Here is a 21,127-nt window from a genome sequence, read left to right as displayed (position 1 = left end):
CCTCCAGTTACCCGTCAGTACGTGACGCAGATCATGATCGGTCACAGGACGGTGGAAGGGACCTGGGAAAACGCTCAGATTTGGACGGCGTCCGTTGTGACGGGTGACAACGACTGCTTCCGTGTGGCCACCGCGATCCCGGTCAGGACAACCAGGCCGCAGAGCCAGGCGAACCAGTCGCCGAAACGGGCGTATGGGGTTTTTCCGGCGCCGGTCGGGATGTCGGCGACGACCACCGAGAACGGGCGGTCGCCGGTGCGGGTTTCGGCCAGGACGTGTCCCTGGGCGTCGGCGAGCATCGGCGTTCCGCGGGCGGCGCTCCACGCCACCGAGAAACCGTTTTCGACGCCGCGGATCAGTGCCGTGCGGCTGTGCGCCCAGCCGTCGGCGTCCTCGTCCGACGCCGGGATGAGCACCAGGCCGGTGCCGGCTTCGCCGTAGTCGCCGCTGGGGTCGGCGAAGTTGACGTCCATGCACACCATCAGCCCGGTGCCGGCGAAGCGGGTGAGCTCGGTGCCGGACGCGATGCCTGGCGAATTCCCGTTGTGCTGCTTGCGGTATTCGAGCGGAGTGCCGGACGGTGGCACGGCGAGGGCGGCGTTGAACCGCCCTTCCGGCGTCGTGTCGATGACGCCGGTGACGACGTCGAGGTTCTTCGCGCGGGCGACCTGCGCGAAGGCGTCGACGAGCCGCGGACGGGTGGCCTGGCCGACCGCGAACGTCGCTTCCGGCAGCACGACGGCCCGGACACCGTCCGGCAGCAGGCGTATCTGGTCCACATAGGACTGGACGAGGGCCTGGCCGTCCGGGGTGGCGACGTCGGGGGCCCAGCGGTGCTGACCCGGCGCGATCAGGGCGATCCGGGTCGGCGGCCCGGCGAGCGGTGGGGTACTCCAGAACACGAGCCCGCCGGCGATCGCGGCGAGCGCGACGACCGGGACCAGCCGGGTCCGGCCGCGCAGGCCGGGCGCGAGCGCGGTGGCGACGGCGGCCGGGACGAACAGCACGAGGAATTCGACGCCCCAGCCGCCGGTGACGGCGGCGATCCGCAGCACCGGCGGCCGGTCGGCCTGCGTCGTCATGAGCGTGTCCATGACACCGGTCGGGTTGAGCAGCGAGACGACGTAGAGCGCGACGGTCCACAACGCGGGCGCGGCGAGCGCGGCCAGGAAGCCGTGGCCACGCCGGACCAGCAGCCGGAACAGCGTGGCCGACAGCGCGAACAGCAGCGCGCTGCCGCCGAGGATCCCGAGCGCGGCGGGCCGCGGGACCGACTGGGAGTGCCAGAAGTAGCTCCAGCTGCCGGCGCTGCCCGCGAGGTACGCGGTGAACGCCGTGAGCAGCGCGATTCCGCCGTGAACGCGGGGCGCGAGCAGCAGGACCGGCAGTGGCGCCAGCCAGGCGAGCTCGGGCAGCGGGTCCAGGCCCGTGCCGAAGAAGAACAACAACGCCGAAGCCGCCGTTGCCAAAAGCGCTTTCACCGGTGCCCCTTTCGCCTGGATCCGAAGGTCCCAGGCGCAGGCGGCGGAGGCACTGGGCCAGACCACCGGATCCGGGGTGGGGCAGGCCCCACCCCGGTTCATCGAGAGTTCAGGGAGCCGTCACACGACAGGGATCGGAGTCCGTCCCGTTGATCAGTAGCGTTGCTAACGAACAGCAACGGAAGAGAGCCGCTCATGGACTTCTCCCTCATCGTGCTGGTGGTGATCGTCGCGGCGCTCGCCTTCGACTTCACCAACGGCTTCCACGACACCGCCAACGCGATGGCCACGTCCATCGCCACCGGGGCGCTCAAGCCGAAGGTCGCGGTCGGTGTGTCCGCCGTGCTGAACCTGGTCGGTGCCTTCCTTTCGGTCGAGGTCGCGAAGACGATCTCCGGCGGGATCCTCGACGACACGAAGGTGACCCCGGTGATCATCTTCGCCGGACTCGTCGGCGCCATCGTCTGGAACCTGCTGACGTGGCTGATCGGGCTGCCGTCGAGCTCGTCGCACGCGCTGTTCGGCGGGCTGATCGGCGCCACCTGGATCGCGTCCGGCTCCGACGCCGTCCACTTCGGGAAGGTCGTCGAGAAGGTCCTGATCCCCGCGCTCGCCTCGCCGATCGTCGCCGGGATCGTCGCGACCCTGGGCACCTTCCTCGTCTACCGGATCACGGCCCGCGCGAAGCAGGACACGGTGGGCCGGACCTTCAAGGCCGGCCAGATCGCCTCGGCGTCGCTGGTGTCGCTGGCGCACGGCACGAACGACGCGCAGAAGACCATGGGTGTCATCACGCTGACGCTGATCGCGTCGGGCTCGCTCGCGCCGAACTCCGGGCCGCCGCTGTGGGTGATCCTGACCGCCGGCACGGCGATCGCGCTCGGGACGTACCTCGGCGGCTGGCGGATCATCCAGACGATGGGCAAGAAGCTCACCGAAATCCAGACCCCGCAGGGTTTCGCGGCGGAGACCAGCGCGGCGGCCGTCATCCTGACGTCGGCGCACCTCGGGTTCGCGTTGTCCACCACGCACGTCTGCTCCGGCGGCATCATCGGCTCCGGGCTCGGCCGCAAGCTCGCCGAAGTCCGCTGGGGTGTCGCGGGCCGGATGGTCCTCGCCTGGGCGCTGACGCTGCCGGCCGCCGCGATCGTCGGCGCGCTCGCCGCCGAGGTGTCGACGCTCGGGACCTGGGGCACCGTGCTGGTCGGCCTGGCCGGGGTGGTCGTCGCGCTGGGCATCTACCTCGCGTCCAAGCGGAACCCGGTGAACGCGAACTCGATCCACGAGCCCGAGCCCGGCGTCACGCAGCCGGCCAACGCCTGAGGAGCACCGTGCACATCAACTGGGGTTCCCTCGGTCTCGTCTTCGTCGTCGCGCTGGCTTCGGTCGTCGTGCTGACGAGCCTCTTTTCCTTCGGCGTCGTCGGGCTCTCGCAGCGCGACTCGGCCCGTGAGGCGGGCGGCTCGGGCACGGGCCCGCTGACCGGCGCGGTCATCTGCTTCACCCTGTGCGCGGCGATCGTCGGCTACGGGATCTACCTGATCGTCGCCTGAACGCGTTCCCGGAACCCGCCGGGCAGCCCGCCGAGCATCGGCACGAGGGTGGCCCGGCGGGCTTCGGAGAGGTGGGTGAGCAGGTCGAGTGCCGGCGTCCAGAGGTCTTCGTCGGCGGCCGCGGCGGTGACCAGCCGGCCGAGCCGGTGCGCCGGGAGCAGGCCGACGACGTGGTCGATACGGCGCTTGTCGTCGAGCACGAACGCGATCCGCAGCAGCGCCGGGTCGTCGATCCCCTCCAAGGCGCGCCGCACGGTCGGGTCGGGCAGGTGGCCGACGAACCGGCCGAGGGTGATCCAGTCTTCCTTGGCTGCCAGTTCACCGGCCACCGCGAGCACGGTGTCCAGCGGAATGCGGCTGATGATCGCGCTCGCCCGCCGCGGGTCGAGCTCCGCCGCGACGTCGGCGAGAAACCGCGGGCTGAGCCGCTTGGCGACGTCGACCCCGCGCGAGACGTCGACCAGCCCGGCGATCCGCGCGCACAGCAGCGGGCCGAAGACCTTCTCAGCGATCTTGGCGAGCACCCCGACGGGCACCACCCGCGCGGCGAGCGCCATCCGCTGCAACGCGGCGGCATTGGCGTCGAAGAGGGTGTCGGTGACCTGCTCGCGGAAGGCCTGCAGGTCATCGGCATCGACGCGCGCGAGGTACCCGAGCCGCGCCGGTTCGACGTCGAGGACCCGGGCAAGCTTGAGGATTTCGGCCTCGGCGGCGTGGTTTTCGGCGGTCACAGGCCGACCGCCTTGCGGACCGCGCCGCGCAGGAGCGCGGGGACGTATCGGAGGCCCTCTTCGCCCGCTTCGGCGAGCGCTTTCGCCTGGCGCCTGCGCGCGTCGCGCAGGGCGTTGGCGAGGTCCTGCTGCTCGTGTTGCTCGAGGGCCTCGATGCCTTCGGGGAGGTAGCCGCCCAACTGGTCGGCGAGTGTGCGCTCGGCCATGGTGGATCATCATGCAACACGGCGGGGGGCATTGCGCGGATATGCGCGTCGGGGCGGTTGGTGGTCCGTGTCGGGAACTCGCCGGAACGCTCCGCCGGCTGCCCGCCGGGCGCGATTCAAGGTGCTCTCCGTTTAGAGCACTGCTCTCGTCTTGCGACCGATGGTGCTCCATTCCGAGAGCACCGCTCTCGCCTCGCGCTGCTCTGCCCTGGCCCGCCCCGCCCCGACTCGCCTGCCCGCCGCGTCGCGCCCCACCCCGCCCGGCCCGACTCGCCTGCCCGTCGCGCCGCGCCGCGCCCCACCCCGCCCGGCCCGGACTCGCCTTGCCCTGCCCTGCTTCGCCGCGCCCCGGGCCTGCCGCGCCCCGGCCCGTCGCGCCCCACCCGCCCCGGCTCGACTCGCCCCGCCCGGCCGTGCCCCGCCTCGTCTTGCCTCGCCCGGCCGTGCCCCGCCTCGTCTTGCCTCGCCCGGCCCCGCCCCGCCTCGTCTTGACTCGACCCGCCGCATCGTGCTGCGCCCCGCTGCGCCGCGCCGTGCCTTGTCTCGCCCCGCTCCGGCCCGTCGCGCCTCGTCTCGCCGCGCCGTGCGGCACGGTGCTCGGCGTCGAGAGCACTGCTCACAACCGGCTGCGGCCTGGTGCTCCAAAGCGAGAGCACCGCTCTCAGTGGCCCTTGGCGCGGCGCTCCAAAGCGAGAGCACTGCTCACGCGTCGCTTGTGCCCTTGTAGTCGCAGGCGTCGGGCGCTGGCGTTCGCGAATGTGGAGGAGGGTTGACTTTCGGCAGTGGTCGGCCGCCGTCACGGCTTGTAGCTTCGAATCCGTGCGGCCGGTGACGAAGCGCAGGTGGCGGGCGGCGCTCGATGCCGCCATCGGGCTGTTCCTCGCCTTCACCGTCGCCGCCGGCACGCTGGAAACCCGCTCGTACGGGGAGCTGGCCGTCGGCCTCGCGATCGTCGCGGGCTCGGTCGTGACAGCCCGGCAGTATCCGGCCGTCTCACTCGGCATCGCGCTGGCTGGGGCGCTGGCCGTGCCGTTCCCCTACGGTGACCGCTTACCCGTGTGGGTGATCTTCGTGCTGGTCGCTATGAGCTACCAGGCCGGGCTGCGGATGTCGCGGGCCCGCCCCGGCATCCTGACCGGGACGGTCTTCGCGGTGCTGGGACTTCCACTCGCGCTGGTGTTCGGCTCCGACGGCCTCGGCGACTGGGCGGAGATGGTTGCGATCCTCGTCTTCGCCGGGCTGTCGCCGTGGTTGCTCGGCCGGTACGTCCGGGTTCGCGGCGAGCTCGCCCGCACGGGCTGGCGCCGGGCCGAGGAGATGGAAAGCAGGCAGCGCCTGGTCGCCGAGCAGGCGCGCCTGCGGGAGCGCGCGCGGATCGCCAGCGACATGCACGACTCGCTGGGGCACGAGCTGAGCCTGATCGCCGTCCGCGCCGCCGCGCTTGAGGTCGCGGGCGGTCTCGACGACGCCCAGCGCAACGCCGCCGCGCAGCTGCGTACCAGCGCCGCGACGGCGACCGAGCGGCTGCGCGAGATCATCGGCGTGTTGCGCGAAGACGCCGCGCCGGTGGAACCGGTGCAGGGTGACCTCGGCGAGCTGATCTCCCGGGCGCGGGCCTCCGGGCTGCTCATCGAGTCCACGGTGGACACAGCGGACGCGCCGCCGATGGTCGCCCGCGCCGCGTACCGCGTGGTGCAGGAAGCCCTGACGAACGTGGCGAAGCACGCGCCGGGTGCCGCCGTGACGGTCCGGGTGACGAGCGCCGGCGCGCAGACCGACGTCCGCGTCGTCAACGCTGCGCCGCCCGCCGGGCCGTTGCCCGGGGCCGCGTCCGGGCAGGTCGGGCTGATCGGTCTGCGCGAGCGCGTCCGGCTCGTCGGCGGCACGCTGCGCGCGGGCCCGGACGCCGGCGGGTTCGCCGTCACCGCGACGCTGCCGCACGGCGCCGCGCCGGGCGAGCTGCGGGAGGTTGACGACGAGGCTGCGCCGTCGGCGTCGGCCCGGGCGCTCGAGCTGGCCCGGCGCGACGTGCGGCGCAGTTTGATCCAGGCTGTCGCCGTTCCGCTCGGCTTGTTCGCGGTGGTCCTCGCGGTTGCCGGGGTCGCGTTCCTCTACCAGTGGAACTCCTCGGACCTGCCCGCCGGGCTCTACGAGCGGCTGCGGGTCGGACAGCCGCGGTCCGAGGTGGCGCCGCAGCTGCCGGAGAACCAGCGGCTCGCCCGTCCGGTGCGGGGCGAGCCGCCGTTGCCGCCGGTGCCGGGGGTCGTCTGCGAGTACTACGGCACCGGACGCTCGTGGCTCGACAACGACTACGCCGCCTACCGGCTGTGTTTCGCCGATGGGAAACTGGTCGCCAAGGACAGGTTCGCCGAGGGGGCAACGTGATCAGGGTCGTGCTGGCCGACGACGAGGCGCTGATGCGGGCGGGGGTGGCGGCGATCCTCGCTGCCGACGCGGAGATCGAGGTCGTCGCCGAGGCCGCCGACGGCCGTGCGGCGGTCTCGCAGGTCCTCGCCACGCACCCCGACGTCGTGCTGCTGGACATCCGGATGCCGGGGCTGGACGGCCTCGGCGCGGCCGCCGAGATCCGGCGGCTGCTGCCCGCGACCGGCGTGATCATGCTGACGACGTTCGGCGAGGACGACTACATCGAGCGTGCACTGGCCCTGGGCGCGGGCGGCTTCCTGCTGAAGTCGGGCGACCCGCGCGAACTGCTCGCCGGTATCCACGCCGTCGCCGGCGGGGCCGCGTTCCTGTCGCCGAAGGTGGCGCAGCGCGTGATCGCCCGGCTGTCCGGCGGCCGCCTGGCCCGCGCGTCCGCGGCCCGCGAGCGGATTTCGGCGTTGACGCCGCGAGAGCGGGAAGTGCTGACACTGCTGGGTTCCGGACTGTCCAATGCGGATATCGCGGCGAAGATGTTCGTGGTCGAGGGCACGGTGAAGGCCCACGTGAGCACAATCCTGACCCGGCTCGGGGTGAAGAACCGCGTCCAGGCGGCGATCACGGCGTACGAGGCGGGACTGGTCGGGGGAGACGCGGCGGTCGCTGAGCCTTGATCCCTGCGTGGGCGTGGTTTCCGGTTGGCGTGACCCGGTTGTCCACATCCCTGTCGTGATGTGGACAACCGGGGTGAGAGTGAGCGATTTTGCCGGTTGTGTCGGGCGGTGCCGATAGACTGGCTTCGGGGCCGCCCCCCGGGAGGGTGGGGGAGTTCCCTGGGGCGGCCGGCGGCACAGGCGAAGAGTGCCGGGCAGGGATTTGCCATCCAGCGCGATCGTTGTGGTGGCTGTGTTGTGCCGGTCCTGCGGCTGGGTGCGGCGTCGAAGTCGTCGATGCCGGAGAGTGGTTGCCTGTTTGGGGGAACGTGGCGATGCCAGTGGGGACGGGCCGGCACGGCTGCCTGCCGCTACCGCCGCTGCAGGCGACATCAGAATCCCGACCCCGCGAATGCCGCACCAGCGCCGCTTCCGCGGATCCGGTACCGGCGCCGGGAATTCAGGCATGACCGGATCGGTGGAGGCCAGCGGAACAGCGCGGCAGGCAAGGGGAACGCTGCGGCAGCAGGCACGGCTCCCAGATCATGTGCCCGACAACCACATGATCACCACTGAGAGCCGTGCCCGCATCGATTGCGACTTTGCCGGAACCCGCGCCGGAGAGGGACGTCAGGCGTCCCGCCGCCGCAACACTGCCGCGCCCGTCAGCAGTGCCGCCGCTGCCCACCCCGCGCAGATCGCCAGGCCCACCCAAGGTGCATACGGTGCCATCGTCATCGTCATCGGGTTGGGGTGGCCCGCCTCCACCATGGCGTTGAGGCCCGCGATGGCCGGGAAATACGGCATCAGCTCCGGCAGGCCCAGCGATGCCACGATCAGCGGCAACGGCACCAGCAGCACGATCACCGTCACCAGAGTCCCGGCCGCGCTGCGCAGGGTCCAGGCGATGCCGGTGCACAGCAATCCCATGAGCGCGCAGTAGCCGCCCATGCCCAGGGTTGCGGTGGCCGCCGCCGGGAACGTTGTCGGCAGGCCGTGGCCGTCCTTCAGTGTGCCCGACAGCGCCATCCCGGCTAGCGTTAAGACGGCGCCGGCCGTGAACAGGACCGGGGCGATCACCGCCGCCTTTGCCGTCACCACCCGTGAACGTACCGGGGTCCACAGCAGCGTCGACCGGATGCTTCCGCTGCCGTACTCGCTTGTCACGTACAGCGTCGCCATCGCGATCAAGGCGAACTGCGCCAGGTAGAACCCGCCGCCGATGGCGATGTCGTGCGTGCCCAGTGGGCGGTCGCCCTCGTAACGCTGGGCCATTGCCGACAGCGTGCTGTAGCCCAGCATGAGCGCCAGCGCGCCACCCAGGCTCCACCACGTCGCCCGGACCGACCAGAGCTTCGTCCACTCCGCCGCCACCGCTCCCGTGAGACCGCCGCCGCGGGCTGGGGCCGTCATGCCGGTACCCCGTACTCCACCGAAGACGCCGTCAGTTCCATATACGCCTGTTCGAGCGACGCCCTTCGCTCGGCGAGCCCGTGGACTCGGATGCCGAGCTCGTGCACGAGGTCGCCCACGCGGGTCACATCGAGGCCGTCCACCATCAGCTCTCCCGGCTCGCCCGGGTGCGTGAGGCCGCCCTCGGCGCGCAACCGTGCGTCCAATGTGGACCGCTCAATTTCGGCCGGGACGCGGACCGAGACCGTGGTGCGGGAGTTGCCCGCGATGAACTCCGCCACCGGGGCGTCGGCCAGGAGCTTGCCCCTGCCGATCACCACCAGGTGGTCGGCCGTCAGCTGCATCTCGCTCATCAGGTGGCTCGAAACGAACACCGTCCGCCCCTCCGCCGCCAAGGTGCGCATCAGCTGCCGGACCCAGCGGACGCCGTCCGGGTCGAGGCCGTTGACCGGCTCGTCGAACAACAACACGCCCGGGTCGCCGAGCAGGGCGCCCGCGATGCCCAGCCGCTGGCCCATGCCGAGCGAGAACTGGCCCGCCCGTTTGCCGGCGACGTCCGAGAGCCCGACGGTCGCCAGGACCTCTTCGACGCGGCTTGCCGCGATGCCGTTGCTGCGCGCCATGGCCAGCAGGTGCTTCCCGGCGCTGCGGCCGGGGTGCAGTGCCTTGGCGTCGAGCAGCGCGCCGACCTCGCGCAGCGGGTGCCGCAGCTCGGCGTAGCGCCGGCCGCCGACCAGGACCTCGCCCGCCTGGGGGTGGTCGAGCCCGACGGTCATCCGCATCGTCGTCGACTTCCCGGCGCCGTTCGGGCCGAGGAACCCGGTCACCCGGCCCGGCGCGACGTCGCAGGTGAGCGCGTCGACGACGATCTTCTCCCCGTAGCGTTTCGTGAGTCCCCTGAGTGTGATCATGCGTCGAAGTCTGCGGTCCGCGGGGGTGCGCGGGCATCGGACGACGGTCGCGGGCGGCCCCCGACTTTCGTCAGGTGCGGCGGCGGGTGTGCCGGGTCGGGACGGCGGTGGCGGGGTCCTCCGGCCAGGGGTGTTTGGGGTAGCGGCCGCGCAGGTCGGCGCGCACGGCCGGGTAGCCGCCGGTCCAGAAGCCCGCGAGGTCGGCGGTGATCGCCGCGGGGCGGCCGGCGGGGGAGAGCAGGTGCAGCACCACCGGGACGCCGGCGATCACGGGGGTCGCGGTCCAGCCGAACGTTTCCTGCAGCTTCACCGCCAGGACCGGCTGGTCGCCGCGGTAGTCGACGCGGATGTGCGACCCCGACGGCACTTCGAGCCGGTCCGGGGCGAGGTCGTCGAGTTTCGCCGCTTCCGGCCAGGGGAGCAGGGCCTTCAGAGCGGTGCCCGCGTTGATGTTCGCGAGGTCGGCCTTGCGGCGGGCGGTGCCGAGATCCAGCCAGCTGTCCACATCGGACAGCAGGGTCGTGTCGTCGATCGCGGGCCACGGCGGGCCGAGGACGCGGTGCAGGAAGGCCATCCGTTCGCGGAGGCGGGTCGCGTCCTGGGTCCACTTGAGGAGGTGCAGGCCCTCGGCTCTGAGGCCGGCGACGAGCGCGTCGTGGACATCGGCGTTCTTGAGCGGTTTTTCGGAAAGGGTGATGGCGCCGAGCTTGCGGACCCGCCGGGCGACGACATCGCCGTCCCAGGTGACTTCGTCCACTTCGGACACTGTGCCGGCGCGGACGGCGAGAGCTTCGTCGGCGGCCGCGGCGAGGCGGATGGTGCCGTGGACGCGGCCGGGATCGCGGGTGGCTTCGGCGATCGCCAGCCACTCGGAGTCGAGGCCGTTGCCGGGCGGGAGTTCGGCGGCGGTGCCGCCGGCCATGAGGTAGACGGGCGCGCCGCCGGGACGCCGCCGGGCGAGCCGTTCCGGGTGCGCGAGGGCGACGACCAGCGCGGAATCGGGCCGGACGCCGGGAACCGCGGCCGGCTGCCGATCGGCCGCGGAGGGACGACCGGTCCGGGGGTCGTGGTCGGGGTGCGCAGCCCGCTCGTCGCCGGTCCGGCGATCACGCTCAAGGCGCGAGGCCGGGCGGCCCCCGGCGCCTCCCTTCGACACCAGCCCCTCCAGCCGCCGGGCCTCGCGCTTCCAGCGCCGCGCTTCCTCGTCGCCGGCCGAGCGGAGGCGGCGCAGCTCCGCGTCCACGTCCGTCAGCCTGGCGCCCGCGTCCAGCAGCGCCACCACCTCCGCCGCGGTGCGGGCGCCGACCTCCGCCGATCCGTCCAGCAACGCCCGGGCCAGCCGCGGGTGCAGACCCAGCTCCGCCATCCGCCGTCCGCGTGGGGTCACCGTGCCGTCCGGGTAGGTCGCGCCGAGCGTCGCCAGCAAAGCCCGGCCCGCCGCCAGCGCGCCTTCGCCCGGCGGGTCCCACCACGCCAGGCCGCTGCCGTCCGGTGTCGACCAGCACGCCAGCTCCAAGGCCAGCCGGGCCAGCTCGGCCGTGCGGATCTCCGGCTCCGGGTACGCCGGAAGCGTCGCCTGCTCGTGCTCGGCCCAGCAGCGGTACGCCCGACCAGGCCCTTCGCGGCCCGCGCGACCCGCGCGCTGGGCCGCCACCGCCGCCGACACCCGGACCGTCGCCAGGCCCGGCAGGCCGCGCCGGTGGTCGACGCGCGGCACGCGGGCCAGTCCCGAGTCCACCACCGCGCGCACGCCCGGCACCGTCAGGCTCGACTCCGCCACCGCCGTCGCCAGCACCACCCGCCGCCGGGCACGCGGGCGCAGCGCGTCGTCCTGGTGTGCCGCCGACAGCCTGCCGTGCAGGGGCAGAACGTCCACATCGGACGACGACAGCAGGCCCGCCGTCCGGGCGATCTCCCCGGCGCCGGGCAGGAACGCGAGCACGTCGCCGTCTCCCGACGACAACGCCGTCCGCACCGCCCGCGCCACACACGCCTCGACGCGCTCCCCGCGGGCCGGCGGGAGGTACGAAAACTCCACCGGGTAGGTCCGCGCGGTCGCCGTGACGACCGGGGCGTCGCCGAGCAGCGAAGCCAGCCGCCCCGAAGCGACCGTCGCCGACGTCGCCAGCAGGCGCAGGTCGTCGCGCAGCCCCGCGCGGACGTCCAGGAGCAGCGCGAGCAGCAGGTCCGCGTCCAGGTGCCGCTCGTGGCACTCGTCGAGCAGCACCGTCGAGACGCCGGGCAGCTCCGGGTCGCCCTGCACCCGCCGCACCAGCAGGCCCGACGTCACGACCTCGATCCGCGTCCGCGCCGACACCTTCCGGTCGCCGCGCACCGCGTACCCGACCGTTTCGCCGACCGGTTCGCCCAGCAGCGCCGCCATCCGCGCGGCCGCCGCGCGCGCCGCCAGCCGCCGCGGCTCGGCGACCACCACCCGGCCCCCGCTCGCCTGCGCCAGCGCGAGCGGGACCAGCGTCGTCTTCCCCGTGCCCGGCGGCGCCACCAGCACCGCGGTGCCGTGCTCCTCGAGCGCCGCCGTGACGTCGGGCAGCACGGACCGGACCGGCAGGTCGGGCAGCTTCACTTCGACGTGACCTCGGGGGGCGCGGGGAGCTGGTAACCGGACGGGCCGATGTTCGCGTTGAGCGAGCGCAGCCATTCGCCCGAGGAGATCATCTTCCGGATCGCGTCGTCGACCGCGGCCACCCCCTGCGTGTCGCCCTTGCGCAGGCCGACGCCGTAGTCCTCCTTCGAGAACGGCTTCCCGACGAGCTTCAGCAGCTCCGGGTCGCGCGCCACGTACCCGGCCAGGATCACCGCGTCCGTGGTCACCGCGTCGATCTGCCCGGCGAGCAGCGCGGTCACACAGTCGGAGTACCGCGGGTACTCGACCAGCTGGACGGCCTGGGCGAACTTGTCCTTCACCTGCTGCGCCGGCGTCGAGCCGGTCACCGAGCACAGCCGCCGCCCGTTGAGCGCCTCGGGCCCGGCGATGTCGGCCGACGTCCGGCGCACCAGCAGGTCCTGGCCGGTGGTGAAGTACGGGCCGGCGAACGACACGAGCTGCTTGCGTTTGTCGGTGATCGAGTACGTGGCCACGACCAGGTCGACCGTGCCCGAGGTGAGGTCCGTCTCCCGCGTCGCCGACGTCGTCTCGCGCCAGGTGATGTCCTTCGCGGCGACGCCCAGCTCCGACGCGACGAAAGTCGCGACATCGACGTCGAACCCGACGAACCGGCCGTCGATCGTGTGCTCGGAAAGCCCCGGTGCGTCGAACCGGATGCCGATGGTCAGGTGATCCGTGGCACTCGCCCGGGTGACGAGCGAGTCCGTCGGCGAGACGGGCCCCGTGCCGCACGCCGCCGCCGTGACCAGGAGCAACGCCGAGCCGAAGAGCGTGCGCCAGCGCATCCAGCCGCTCCCTCCGCCGCCGTCCTGCCTCACGTGGTTCTCAGGTCCCCCCGATAGCCTAAGTGCGTGGTGCGACCGTCCCAACCCGTGCTGAACACCGTCGGCACGCTCGCCCGGCTCGGGCTGGCGGCCGTCTGGCTCGTTTCCGGTGCGCTGAAACTGGCGGATCCCGGCCAGACGCTGATCGCCGTGCAGGCGTACGACGTGCTGCCGGACGCACTCGAAAACGTGGTGGCCGTCGCGCTGCCGCTCGTCGAGCTCGTGCTCGGGCTGTTCCTGCTCGCCGGACTGGCGACCCGGTGGGCCGCCGGGGTCGCGCTGGGGCTGCTCGTCGTGCTCATCGCCGGGATCGCCCAGTCGTGGGCCCGCGGCCTGAGCATCGACTGCGGGTGCTTCGGGGGCGGCGGCCAGGTGGCGGCGGGACAGACGGAGTACCCGCAGGAAATCCTCCGCGACACGGGATTTGCGCTGCTCGCCGGGTGGCTGCTGGCGCGTCCCCGCACCTGGCTGTCGATCGACGGCTGGCTGGCGCGAGGTCGCGGGAACTCGGAGGAGCCCGGGCCCGACTACTCGGGTATCGCGGAAGGGAACTGATACACGGTGGGTGGAGCTGAGCGGACCGCTCGGAAGCGTCGTCAGGCGGCGCAGGCCGGTCCGAAGGTGGTCGCGCAGGCCAGGGGGACCGGCGACCGGCGGAAGTGGATCATCGGGATCGGGGCTGTGGTCGTCGTGGCCGCGCTCGTGATCGGCGGGGTGATCTGGACGATCGCGGACCGGAACAAGACCGAGGGCCAGGTGATCAACCCCGGCCAGACGACGAGCGCGCTGACGGGCGATGTCACCCAGAAGCGTGACGGCGTGGTCGTCACGGTCGGCAAGACCGGCGCCAAGGCCTCGATCGACGTCTACGCGGACTTCCTCTGCCCGATCTGCGGCCAGTTCGAGAAGACGTACAAGAGCGACATCGAGCAGGCGGTCAACGACGGCAAGCTGCAGGTCCGCTACCACATGGTGCCGCTGCTCAACGACCGCTCGAGCCCGCCGGGCTACTCGCTGGACTCGGCGAACGCGGCGCTGGCCGCGGCCGACGCCGGCAAGTTCGTCCAGTTCCACGACGCGCTGTTCGCGAACCAGCCCGAAGAGGGCAAGCGCGGCTACGACAAGGCGCAGCTGATCGAGCTCGGCCGGAACGTCGGGATCACCGATCCGGCGTTCGCGCAGACGGTCAACGCCGGCACCTACGACCTGCAGCTCAACGCCGCGTTCCAGCAGATCGAGAACGACCCGAAGCTGGCGCAGGACTTCGGCGGCGGCCAGCGCGGGTTCGGGACGCCGACGGTCACCGCGAACGGCGCGATCGTCTCCTGGCAGGACCCGGACTGGCTCAAGAAGGTCACCGGCTGACCCGGGGCAATTCGCCCACCCGGGTACGGAACGTCGACTAGGCTGGCTCGCGCCAAAGGGGAACCGGGGGTGCCGCGCGCACGTCGCACTTCCGGTGACAGGGAGGGCCAGTGGACGGTTCGGGGTTTCACGTCGACGACGGCGCGTACACGAGGTACGCGCGCGAAGTCGACCCGCTCGGTGAAGACGTCAAAGGCGCGGCCGAAAAGCACGTCGGCCCGCACGTGACGCTCGGCGGCCACGGCTTCTCGGAGATGGGCGGCGAATCCGGGTTCTCCGGGGCTTACAGCGGCCGGATGCGGGCGCTGCAGGAGCGCCTGCACCGCGTCGGCGGAAGCTGGCAGCAGGTCGGCGCGGCCGCCCGGCAGACCGACCGCAACTACACGGCGGTCGAGGGCGAACACGGCGACGTCCTGCGGCGCCTGGGCGGCGACGCGTGACCGAGCACACCGACCAGCTCGTCCGGCACGGCCTGGACACGACCAACCAGTTCGCGCAGAAGCTGCGCCACGACCCGGCCGCCATCGGCGGCGCCCGTGACGCGCACGTCGCTCTCCGGACGTCGGTGGGCCGCACCCGCGATGTGGCGTCGGACCAGCGCGTTTCGCTGGCCTCCGCCAGTTCCGGGGCCACCGCCGACCGCGCCACGGCGACGTCGCGGAGCCTGGAGCAGGAGGTCCAGGACCTCCTCGACGAGAGCGCCGAGATCGAGCAGGCCGTCGCCGAGGCGGCCGAGACGCTGCACGTCGGCGAGATCAAGAACGACCAGGTGCGCGACCAGATCATCAAAGAGATCTCCGCGTCGATGAAGGCCCTCGAAGCGGTGAAGACGATCCAGCCGCCGGAGAGCCGCGGCGCCGCGTCGCGCGACATCCTGATGAAGCTGCAGACCAAGATCAGCCAGCTGACCGGGCAGGCCGCGACGTTCAGCGAGCAGACGATCAACGACCTGACCGCGATCGGCACCCGGCTCGGCGGCGAGCAGACGACGTCGGCGTCTTCGGCGTCCTCGACGAAGGTCGGGTCGTCGTTCAACAGCAACAGCGGCTACTCCGGCGGCTCGGACGGCGGTGGCGGTGGCGGTGGCGGCGGTGGCGGTGGCGGTGGCGCCGTGCACAAGCCGCGGCTGCCGGTGGCCATCCCGCCGCAGCCCGGCACCGGCGTCGCGATCAACCTGCCCGGCGGCAAGCAGGTCATGGCGCCGAACGAGACCGCGGCGAAGGCCGTGCGCAACGCACTTTCGCAGCTCGGCGTGCCGTACGTCTGGGGCGGGACGGCCCGCGGCGTCGGCCTCGACTGCAGCGGGCTGACCATGACGTCGTACCAGGACGCGGGCCTGCAGCTGCCGCGGACGGCGGCGCAGCAGACGGTCGGGGCCGAGGTGCCGTCGATCGACCAGCTGCTGCCGGGCGACCTGGTCGTGTGGTCCGGGCACGTGGCGATGGTGATCGGCGACGGCCAGATGATCGAGGCCGGCGACCCGGTGCACGTCAGCAAGATCCGCACGACGAACGCGGGACAGTCGTTCATCGGCTTCTACCGGCCCACGGGGTGATCCGCTTTGGCTGACTTCGACATCGACCTGGCTTCCGCGCGGATCGCCGAGCAGGCATCGCGGGCGGGCGCGGAGGTTTCGGCGCGGCTCGCCCGTTCGGGCCCGGTGGTGGGCAAGGCGTCGTCCGGCGGCATCGAGGTCCAGGTGGCGCCGGGCGGGCTGCTGACCGGGGTGACGATCCACCGGTCGGAGCTGCGGCACGGGTCGGCGGTGCTCGCCGACCGGATTTTCGAGCTGGCGCAGCGCGCAACCCGGCGGGCGGGCGACCGGATGTACCACGCTTTGTCGTCCGTTGTGGACACTGCGCAGCTCGAAACGCTGGGCTACGAACCGATCCCGGACGACGACCCGGACGCCGAGACGTACTCGTACGGAGAATCGCGGTGATCACGACCCGTCAGCTGATCGCCCAGGCCCGGGCGCGCGAAGAGGCGATGGCGCGGGTGGAGGAGCTGCTCGCGTCGGCGTCGGGCACGGCCCACGACCGCGACGGCCAGGTCGAGGTGACGGTCGACGCACGCGGCAAGCTGCTGCGGCTGTGGCTGGCCCCGTCGGCGGTGAACCTGGGCGAGGACCTGGGACCGCTGGTGGTCGAGATCGCCCAGGCGGCGATGCGCGAGGCGACCCAGGACGGGTACAACAAGGTCGCGCTGCTGCTGGGCGAGGACATGACGTTCATGATCGAGCAGATGACGGGGGTCCCGGCACCGGCGCGGGCGGAGGACGACGACCCGGGGATGACGGTGGAGGAGTTCCAGCGGCAGCGGGCGTTGCGGTTGGGGGCACCTTCGCCGGAGCCTGCTCCTGCGGCGAGCGTCGAGGATGAGGACGCTTATTGGGAGTCCTTCGATCCGGCTTCGCTGCGCTCGGATCGCTGAGCCCGACTGCGCGGGCGGGTTCGGCGCAGTTCGCCGCGGACCGCGCGGGGCCGGCCACCCCGGCCGGCATCGACCGGCTCGAAGTGCCGCTCGACGACATCGCCGAGTGGCAGCGCGGCGACCGTGCCGGACTGCTGCCCCCGTCCCTTCAGCACAAGGCCGGTCGCTGTGCCGCGTTCACGCCGATGGCGGTGGTGTCCTGTTCCGCCGCGGCTCGGGCTTGATCGCGCTCCTGCTGCTCGCGTCGAACCCGGCGCGATCGCCGCGGACTACGCCATGTCGGCTGAAGCCTTCGAGCGCTCTTCGCCGCGACGATCAGGCTCATCGCCCGCGCCGGTTCCAGCCCTGTTCCACCGCGGCTTCTTGGGCTCGCATCGCTGAACAGCCCCCGTTTTCCACGCTACGGCAGAGGACCGACAGTTTCGGTCCGCCGCGGCCGGGTCGGCCTCGGGTTGTCCACAACCCTCAGGCCAGCTGAGCCGTGGAGTTCGCGCCGTCCAGGGACTCGCGGATGATGTCCGCGTGGCCTGCGTGCTGGGCCGTCTCGTGGATCAGGTGCAGCACTATCCGGCGGGCCGACCAGAACCGGGGTTCCGGGGGTGACCACGGGGTCGTCGGCAGCTGGACCTCCACGTCCAGCGACGGCAGCGAGGCCACGTACGCATCGGTCTCGGCGGCCGCCTTTTCGTAGGCCGACAGCCAATGGGAGAGCGTTTCGCTCATCGCGTACTGGTCCGTGTCCAGCATGCCCTCCGGCAGGGAGCCGTCGGCTGTCTTCAAGATCTGCAACCACAAGCGCTCGCCCGTGGCCAAGTGGCGGATCAGACCACCCAAGGTGAGTTCGCTGACCGTGGTGCGGCGGCCCGCGTCGGCGTCCGACAGGCCGCGGACCGGGATCAGCAAGCGCTTGCGGACTTCCGCCAGCAGTTCGAGGAGGTCTTCGTGTTCGCGAGTCATGCGGCCACCCTAGGAACCAACTAGGTCAGATTCTGGCCGGAAGGCGCAATCCCGCTGAGCGGCACCCGAGTTCGCTCAGAGGTCTGGACCAAGGGGAAAGCCTATGTATTAATTCAAGGCGTGAATTTTGGTCGCTCGACGAGGAGGACCCCGATGCGCCTCGCACGCAGGCTGGGCACCGGCGCGCTGGCTCTCGCGTTGCTGGTGACTTCCGAAACCCCCGCGCTCGCCGGGAACGGCCCGGCCTACAAGGACTCCTGGCGGCCCGTCAAGGTCCGGGTGGCCGATCTGCTGTCCCGGATGTCCCTCGACGACAAGCTCGGCCAGATGATGCAGGCCGAACGGCTCGGGGTGAAATCGCCGCAGGACGTCACCACCGGGCGGCTCGGGTCGCTGCTCTCCGGCGGGAGCTCGCAACCGACGCCGAACACCCCCGTCACCTGGGCCGACATGTACGACGGCTTCCAGAAGGCCGCGCTCGCCACGCCGCTGGGCATTCCGCTCATCTACGGCGTCGACGCCGTGCACGGGCACAACGGCCTCTACGGTGCCACCGTCTTCCCGCACAACATCGGCCTCGGCGCGACGCGCGATCCGCGGCTGGTCGAGAAGATCGGCCGCGCCACCGCCGAAGAGGTCTCCGGCACCGGCATCGACTGGGACTTCGCGCCCTGCCTGTGCGTCGCCCGCAACGATCGCTGGGGCCGCACCTACGAGTCCTTCGGCGAGGTCCCGCAGCTGGCCACCGAGATGACGTCGATCATCACCGGCCTGCAGGGACGCCGGCTGAACCAGCCGGGCTCGGTCATGGCCACCGCCAAGCACTACGTCGGCGACGGCGGCACCACCGGCGGCGTCAACGAAGGCAACACCGAGATCAGCGAGCAGGAACTGCGCGCGATCCACCTGCCGCCGTTCAAGGCGGCCGTGCAGCGCGGGGTCGGCTCGGTGATGATCTCCTACAGCAGCTGGAACGGCGTCAAGATGCACGCCGGCTCGTACCTGATCAACGACGTCCTCAAGCAGGAACTCGGCTTCACCGGGATCGTCGTCTCCGACTACAACGGCGTCGACAAGATCGACGGCAAGAGCGGGTTCACCCCCGACGAGGTCGAGGCCGCGGTCAACGCCGGCATCGACATGGTGATGGTGCCCTACGAGTGGCAGAAGTTCATCGACACCCTGCGGTCGCTGGTGGAACAGGGCCGGGTGCCGATGTCCCGGATCGACGACGCCAACCGCCGCATCCTCACCAAGAAGTTCGAGCTCGGCCTGTTCGAGCACCCGCTGACCGACCGGCGGTTCCTGAACACCATCGGCAGCAAACCCCACCGCGACCTCGCGCGCCAGGCCGTGCGCGAATCCCAGGTGCTGCTGAAGAACGAGAACCACGTGCTGCCGCTTTCCCGGCACGAGAAGATCTTCGTGGCCGGCAAGAGCGCGGACGACATCGGCAACCAGTCCGGCGGCTGGACCGTCGGCTGGCAGGGCACCAGCGGGCCCGTCATCCCCGGCACGACCATCCTGCAGGGCATCCGGAACAGCTCCGGCAAGGTGACCTACGCCAAGGACGGCACCGGGATCGACCGCAGCTACGACGTCGCCGTCGCGGTCGTGGGGGAGACGCCGTACGCCGAAGGCAAGGGCGACCGTCCACAAGGGATGGAACTGGACGCGGCCGACCTCGCCACGCTGCAGAAGCTGAAGGACTCGGGGGTGCCGACGGTGGTCGTGCTCGTCTCCGGACGCCCGCTCGACATCGCCGCGCAGTTGCCGGACTGGGCCGGGCTCGTCGAATCCTGGCTGCCGGGCAGCGAGGGGCAGGGCGTGGCCGACGTCCTCTTCGGCGACTACAACCCGACCGGCAAGCTGCCGGTCACCTGGATGCGCAGCGCCGACCAGCAGCCGATCAACGCCGGTGACGGCAAACCCGCGCTGTTCCCGTTCGGCTTCGGCCTGCACTACTCGCGTCACTGGTGATCCCCGTCCCCCACCGGAAAGGTTCACGCATGCCCCGCCGTCATCTGCTGAGAATCCTCGCCTTTTTCGCCGCCTGCCTAGGGCTTTCGCTGGGTGCTCCGGCGGTGCAGGCCGCCACGCCGTTCAAGGTCCTGGCCTTCTACAGCGGCACGTACGACGCCGCGCACATCAGCTTCGAGAAGGAGGCCAACGTCTGGTTCCCGCAGCAGGCGGCGGCCAACGGCTTCACCTACACCGCGACGACCGACTGGAACCGGCTCACCACCCTCACCAAGGCCACCGCCGACGTCGTGCTGTTCCTGGACGACCAGCCGCAGTCGGCCGCGCAGTTCCAGGGCTTCCAGAACTACATGCAGAACGGCGGTGGGTTCTTCGGCTTCCACGTCACCGCCTACAACGACAGCTCGACGCCGTCGTACGCGAACTGGTTCCACAACGACTTCCTCGGCACCGGCCGGTTCACGTCGAACACGTGGGGCCCGACCCCGGAGACGCTGAAGATCGAGAACCGCACCCACCCGTCGACGGCGAACCTGCCGGCGACGATCCGGTCCTCGACGTCGGAGTGGTACGCCTGGCAGAACGACCTGCGCCAGAACAGCAACATCACCATCCTGGCGTCGATGGACTCCTCCACGTTCCCGATCGGCACCGACCCGAACCAGACCTGGTACAGCGGCTACTACCCGATCGCGTGGACGAACAAGAACTACAAGATGCTGTACGCCAACTTCGGCCACAACGCGATGAACTACGAGACGAACACCGCGCTGTCGTCGACGTTCGAGAGCGCCGACCAGAACCGCTTCGTGCTCGACGGCCTGAAGTGGCTCGGCGGCGGTTCGACCGGCCCGACCGACCCGGGCACGATCGACCCGGCGGCGTGGTACGCGGTGACGAACAAGGCGTCCGGCAAGTGCGTCGACGCCCGCGCGGCGGCCAGCACGAACGGCACGGTGATCCAGCAGTACACGTGCAACGGCACGACGGCCCAGCAGTACCAGTTCGCCCCCACGAGCGGCGGCTACGACCGGATCAACAACCGGACGAACGCGGCCGAGGTCATCGACGTCACGGACGTGTCGACGGCGGACAACGCGGGCCTGCAGCTGTGGTCCTACAGCGGCGGCGGCAACCAGCAGTGGCAGCCGGTGCCCGAGGGCGGCGGGTACTACCACTTCGTCGCCCGGCACAGCGGCAAGTGCCTGACCGTACCGGGATCGTCCACTGCGGACAGTGTGCAGCTGGTCCAGGCGGCCTGCAGCGGCAGCGCCGCTCAGTCGTTCCGGGTCGCCTAACGGGTCGTGAGTGTTCAGGCGAGTCGGAACTCGCCTGAACACTCACGACCGGGCGACAATGGGGGCATGAGGATCGATGCCGGAAAGGTCAAGCGGCGCGGCTACTGGCGCACCCTGCTCTGGTGGCCGTTCCTCCTGCTGCTGGTCCTCGCGTTCGGCGTTGACCTGCTCGTGAAGATCGGTCTGCACCGGTGGACCTTCGCCGCGGAGCACCTGATCAGCGCGGCCGTCCGAGGGGTGCTGACCTGGCTGTTCTTCGCGGCCGTCTGGCGTTTCATGATCCGCCGGGAGCAGAAGCGCCAGTGACGCTCCCG

At 71.5% G+C, this 21,127-nt stretch carries 21 protein-coding genes; 13 read left to right on the top strand and 8 right to left on the bottom strand.

What is annotated here, in order from left to right; translation table 11 throughout:
• Positions 1-74: 74 nt before the first annotated feature.
• Positions 75-1,481, bottom strand: coding sequence for an acyltransferase (locus AB0J55_RS33340; protein ID WP_364257601.1), 1,407 nt, complete (start codon positions 1,479-1,481; stop codon positions 75-77).
• A gap of 195 nt (positions 1,482-1,676) precedes the next feature.
• On the opposite strand from AB0J55_RS33340, the gene AB0J55_RS33335 reads away from it, so the two are divergent.
• Complete coding sequence (locus AB0J55_RS33335; protein ID WP_364257598.1) at positions 1,677-2,804, top strand: inorganic phosphate transporter; 1,128 nt, start codon at positions 1,677-1,679, stop codon at positions 2,802-2,804.
• Positions 2,805-2,812: 8 nt separating this feature from the next.
• Positions 2,813-3,034 (top strand): hypothetical protein, encoded by a 222-nt coding sequence (locus AB0J55_RS33330; RefSeq protein WP_364257595.1) that lies wholly within the window; start codon positions 2,813-2,815, stop codon positions 3,032-3,034.
• On the opposite strand, the gene AB0J55_RS33325 is transcribed toward AB0J55_RS33330, so the two are convergent.
• Both AB0J55_RS33325 and AB0J55_RS33320 read right to left on the bottom strand, forming a co-directional pair.
• The gene (locus AB0J55_RS33325; protein WP_364257592.1) at positions 3,016-3,765 is read right to left on the bottom strand and encodes a hypothetical protein; all 750 of its coding nucleotides are present in this window, start codon (positions 3,763-3,765) and stop codon (positions 3,016-3,018) included. The two genes, AB0J55_RS33330 and AB0J55_RS33325, sit on opposite strands and share 19 nt — an antisense overlap.
• Positions 3,762-3,971 carry a hypothetical protein gene (locus AB0J55_RS33320; RefSeq protein ID WP_364257590.1) on the bottom strand — a complete coding sequence of 70 codons (210 nt, stop codon included), beginning with the start codon at positions 3,969-3,971 and terminating at the stop codon, positions 3,762-3,764. The genes AB0J55_RS33325 and AB0J55_RS33320 overlap by 4 nt, the downstream gene beginning before the upstream one ends.
• Positions 3,972-4,790: 819 nt before the next feature.
• Between AB0J55_RS33320 and AB0J55_RS33315 the strand changes: the two genes are divergently transcribed.
• Both AB0J55_RS33315 and AB0J55_RS33310 read left to right on the top strand, forming a co-directional pair.
• Positions 4,791-6,356, top strand: coding sequence for a histidine kinase (locus tag AB0J55_RS33315; RefSeq protein ID WP_364257587.1), 1,566 nt, complete (start codon positions 4,791-4,793; stop codon positions 6,354-6,356).
• Complete coding sequence (locus AB0J55_RS33310; protein WP_364257584.1) at positions 6,353-7,027, top strand: response regulator transcription factor; 675 nt, start codon at positions 6,353-6,355, stop codon at positions 7,025-7,027. The genes AB0J55_RS33315 and AB0J55_RS33310 overlap by 4 nt, the downstream gene beginning before the upstream one ends.
• Before the next feature lie 609 nt (positions 7,028-7,636).
• Here the strand turns inward: AB0J55_RS33310 and AB0J55_RS33305 are convergent.
• The 4 genes from AB0J55_RS33305 to AB0J55_RS33290 all read right to left on the bottom strand — a co-directional run bounded on the left by AB0J55_RS33305 (position 7,637) and on the right by AB0J55_RS33290 (position 12,741).
• Positions 7,637-8,419 carry an ABC transporter permease gene (locus AB0J55_RS33305; RefSeq protein ID WP_364257581.1) on the bottom strand — a complete coding sequence of 261 codons (783 nt, stop codon included), beginning with the start codon at positions 8,417-8,419 and terminating at the stop codon, positions 7,637-7,639.
• The gene (locus AB0J55_RS33300) at positions 8,416-9,330 is read right to left on the bottom strand and encodes an ATP-binding cassette domain-containing protein (RefSeq protein ID WP_364257578.1); all 915 of its coding nucleotides are present in this window, start codon (positions 9,328-9,330) and stop codon (positions 8,416-8,418) included. Before AB0J55_RS33300 ends, AB0J55_RS33305 begins: the two co-directional genes overlap by 4 nt.
• 70 nt (positions 9,331-9,400) lie before the next feature.
• Entirely contained in the window at positions 9,401-11,914 is a 2,514-nt protein-coding gene (gene hrpB, locus AB0J55_RS33295; protein ID WP_364257575.1) for an ATP-dependent helicase HrpB, read from the bottom strand.
• Positions 11,911-12,741, bottom strand: a complete 831-nt coding sequence (locus AB0J55_RS33290; RefSeq protein ID WP_364257572.1) for a glutamate ABC transporter substrate-binding protein — start codon at positions 12,739-12,741, stop codon at positions 11,911-11,913. The genes hrpB and AB0J55_RS33290 overlap by 4 nt, the downstream gene beginning before the upstream one ends.
• Positions 12,742-12,828: 87 nt before the next feature.
• On the opposite strand from AB0J55_RS33290, the gene AB0J55_RS33285 reads away from it, so the two are divergent.
• The 6 genes from AB0J55_RS33285 (at position 12,829) to AB0J55_RS33260 (ending at position 16,578) form a co-directional block, all read left to right on the top strand.
• Positions 12,829-13,335, top strand: coding sequence for a MauE/DoxX family redox-associated membrane protein (locus tag AB0J55_RS33285; RefSeq protein ID WP_364257749.1), 507 nt, complete (start codon positions 12,829-12,831; stop codon positions 13,333-13,335).
• Between the two features lie 66 nt (positions 13,336-13,401).
• On the top strand, positions 13,402-14,145 hold the full coding sequence (locus AB0J55_RS33280) for a thioredoxin domain-containing protein (RefSeq protein ID WP_364257746.1): 744 nt from the start codon (positions 13,402-13,404) through the stop codon (positions 14,143-14,145).
• 110 nt (positions 14,146-14,255) lie between these two features.
• Positions 14,256-14,585 carry a hypothetical protein gene (locus tag AB0J55_RS33275; RefSeq protein ID WP_364257569.1) on the top strand — a complete coding sequence of 110 codons (330 nt, stop codon included), beginning with the start codon at positions 14,256-14,258 and terminating at the stop codon, positions 14,583-14,585.
• Positions 14,582-15,700 carry an NlpC/P60 family protein gene (locus AB0J55_RS33270; protein ID WP_364257566.1) on the top strand — a complete coding sequence of 373 codons (1,119 nt, stop codon included), beginning with the start codon at positions 14,582-14,584 and terminating at the stop codon, positions 15,698-15,700. The genes AB0J55_RS33275 and AB0J55_RS33270 overlap by 4 nt, the downstream gene beginning before the upstream one ends.
• 6 nt (positions 15,701-15,706) lie before the next feature.
• A complete protein-coding gene (locus tag AB0J55_RS33265) occupies positions 15,707-16,087 on the top strand; it encodes a YbaB/EbfC family DNA-binding protein (protein WP_364257563.1) in 381 nt (126 codons plus the stop codon).
• Positions 16,084-16,578 carry a YbaB/EbfC family nucleoid-associated protein gene (locus AB0J55_RS33260; RefSeq protein WP_364257560.1) on the top strand — a complete coding sequence of 165 codons (495 nt, stop codon included), beginning with the start codon at positions 16,084-16,086 and terminating at the stop codon, positions 16,576-16,578. Before AB0J55_RS33265 ends, AB0J55_RS33260 begins: the two co-directional genes overlap by 4 nt.
• 465 nt (positions 16,579-17,043) lie before the next feature.
• On the opposite strand, the gene AB0J55_RS33255 is transcribed toward AB0J55_RS33260, so the two are convergent.
• Positions 17,044-17,535: a DinB family protein gene (locus AB0J55_RS33255; protein ID WP_364257557.1), complete on the bottom strand. Its 492-nt coding sequence runs from the start codon at positions 17,533-17,535 to the stop codon at positions 17,044-17,046.
• Between the two features lie 153 nt (positions 17,536-17,688).
• Here AB0J55_RS33255 and AB0J55_RS33250 point away from each other — a divergent pair, with 153 nt between their 5' ends.
• The 3 genes from AB0J55_RS33250 to AB0J55_RS33240 all read left to right on the top strand — a co-directional run bounded on the left by AB0J55_RS33250 (position 17,689) and on the right by AB0J55_RS33240 (position 21,119).
• The gene (locus AB0J55_RS33250; protein ID WP_364257554.1) at positions 17,689-19,515 is read left to right on the top strand and encodes a glycoside hydrolase family 3 N-terminal domain-containing protein; all 1,827 of its coding nucleotides are present in this window, start codon (positions 17,689-17,691) and stop codon (positions 19,513-19,515) included.
• Between the two features lie 29 nt (positions 19,516-19,544).
• Positions 19,545-20,813 (top strand): ThuA domain-containing protein, encoded by a 1,269-nt coding sequence (locus AB0J55_RS33245; protein WP_364257551.1) that lies wholly within the window; start codon positions 19,545-19,547, stop codon positions 20,811-20,813.
• A gap of 66 nt (positions 20,814-20,879) precedes the next feature.
• Positions 20,880-21,119 carry a hypothetical protein gene (locus AB0J55_RS33240; RefSeq protein ID WP_364257548.1) on the top strand — a complete coding sequence of 80 codons (240 nt, stop codon included), beginning with the start codon at positions 20,880-20,882 and terminating at the stop codon, positions 21,117-21,119.
• Positions 21,120-21,127: the final 8 nt, after the last annotated feature.

It is taken from the genome of Amycolatopsis sp. NPDC049688, from assembly GCF_040674975.1.
GTDB lineage: Bacteria > Actinomycetota > Actinomycetes > Mycobacteriales > Pseudonocardiaceae > Amycolatopsis.
The sequence above is the reverse complement of the archived record's forward strand: the minus strand, read 5'-3'. Positions and strand labels throughout refer to the sequence as shown.

Coding starts and splice junctions, on each gene's coding strand:
- AB0J55_RS33335 (WP_364257598.1), top strand. CDS start 1,677: ATGGACTTCTCCCTCATCGTGCTGGTGGTGATCGTCGCGGCGCTCGCC.
- AB0J55_RS33320 (WP_364257590.1), bottom strand. CDS start 3,971: ATGGCCGAGCGCACACTCGCCGACCAGTTGGGCGGCTACCTCCCCGAA.
- AB0J55_RS33305 (WP_364257581.1), bottom strand. CDS start 8,419: ATGACGGCCCCAGCCCGCGGCGGCGGTCTCACGGGAGCGGTGGCGGCG.
- AB0J55_RS33300 (WP_364257578.1), bottom strand. CDS start 9,330: ATGATCACACTCAGGGGACTCACGAAACGCTACGGGGAGAAGATCGTC.
- AB0J55_RS33290 (WP_364257572.1), bottom strand. CDS start 12,741: ATGCGCTGGCGCACGCTCTTCGGCTCGGCGTTGCTCCTGGTCACGGCG.
- AB0J55_RS33255 (WP_364257557.1), bottom strand. CDS start 17,535: ATGACTCGCGAACACGAAGACCTCCTCGAACTGCTGGCGGAAGTCCGC.
- AB0J55_RS33250 (WP_364257554.1), top strand. CDS start 17,689: ATGCGCCTCGCACGCAGGCTGGGCACCGGCGCGCTGGCTCTCGCGTTG.
- AB0J55_RS33245 (WP_364257551.1), top strand. CDS start 19,545: ATGCCCCGCCGTCATCTGCTGAGAATCCTCGCCTTTTTCGCCGCCTGC.
- AB0J55_RS33240 (WP_364257548.1), top strand. CDS start 20,880: ATGAGGATCGATGCCGGAAAGGTCAAGCGGCGCGGCTACTGGCGCACC.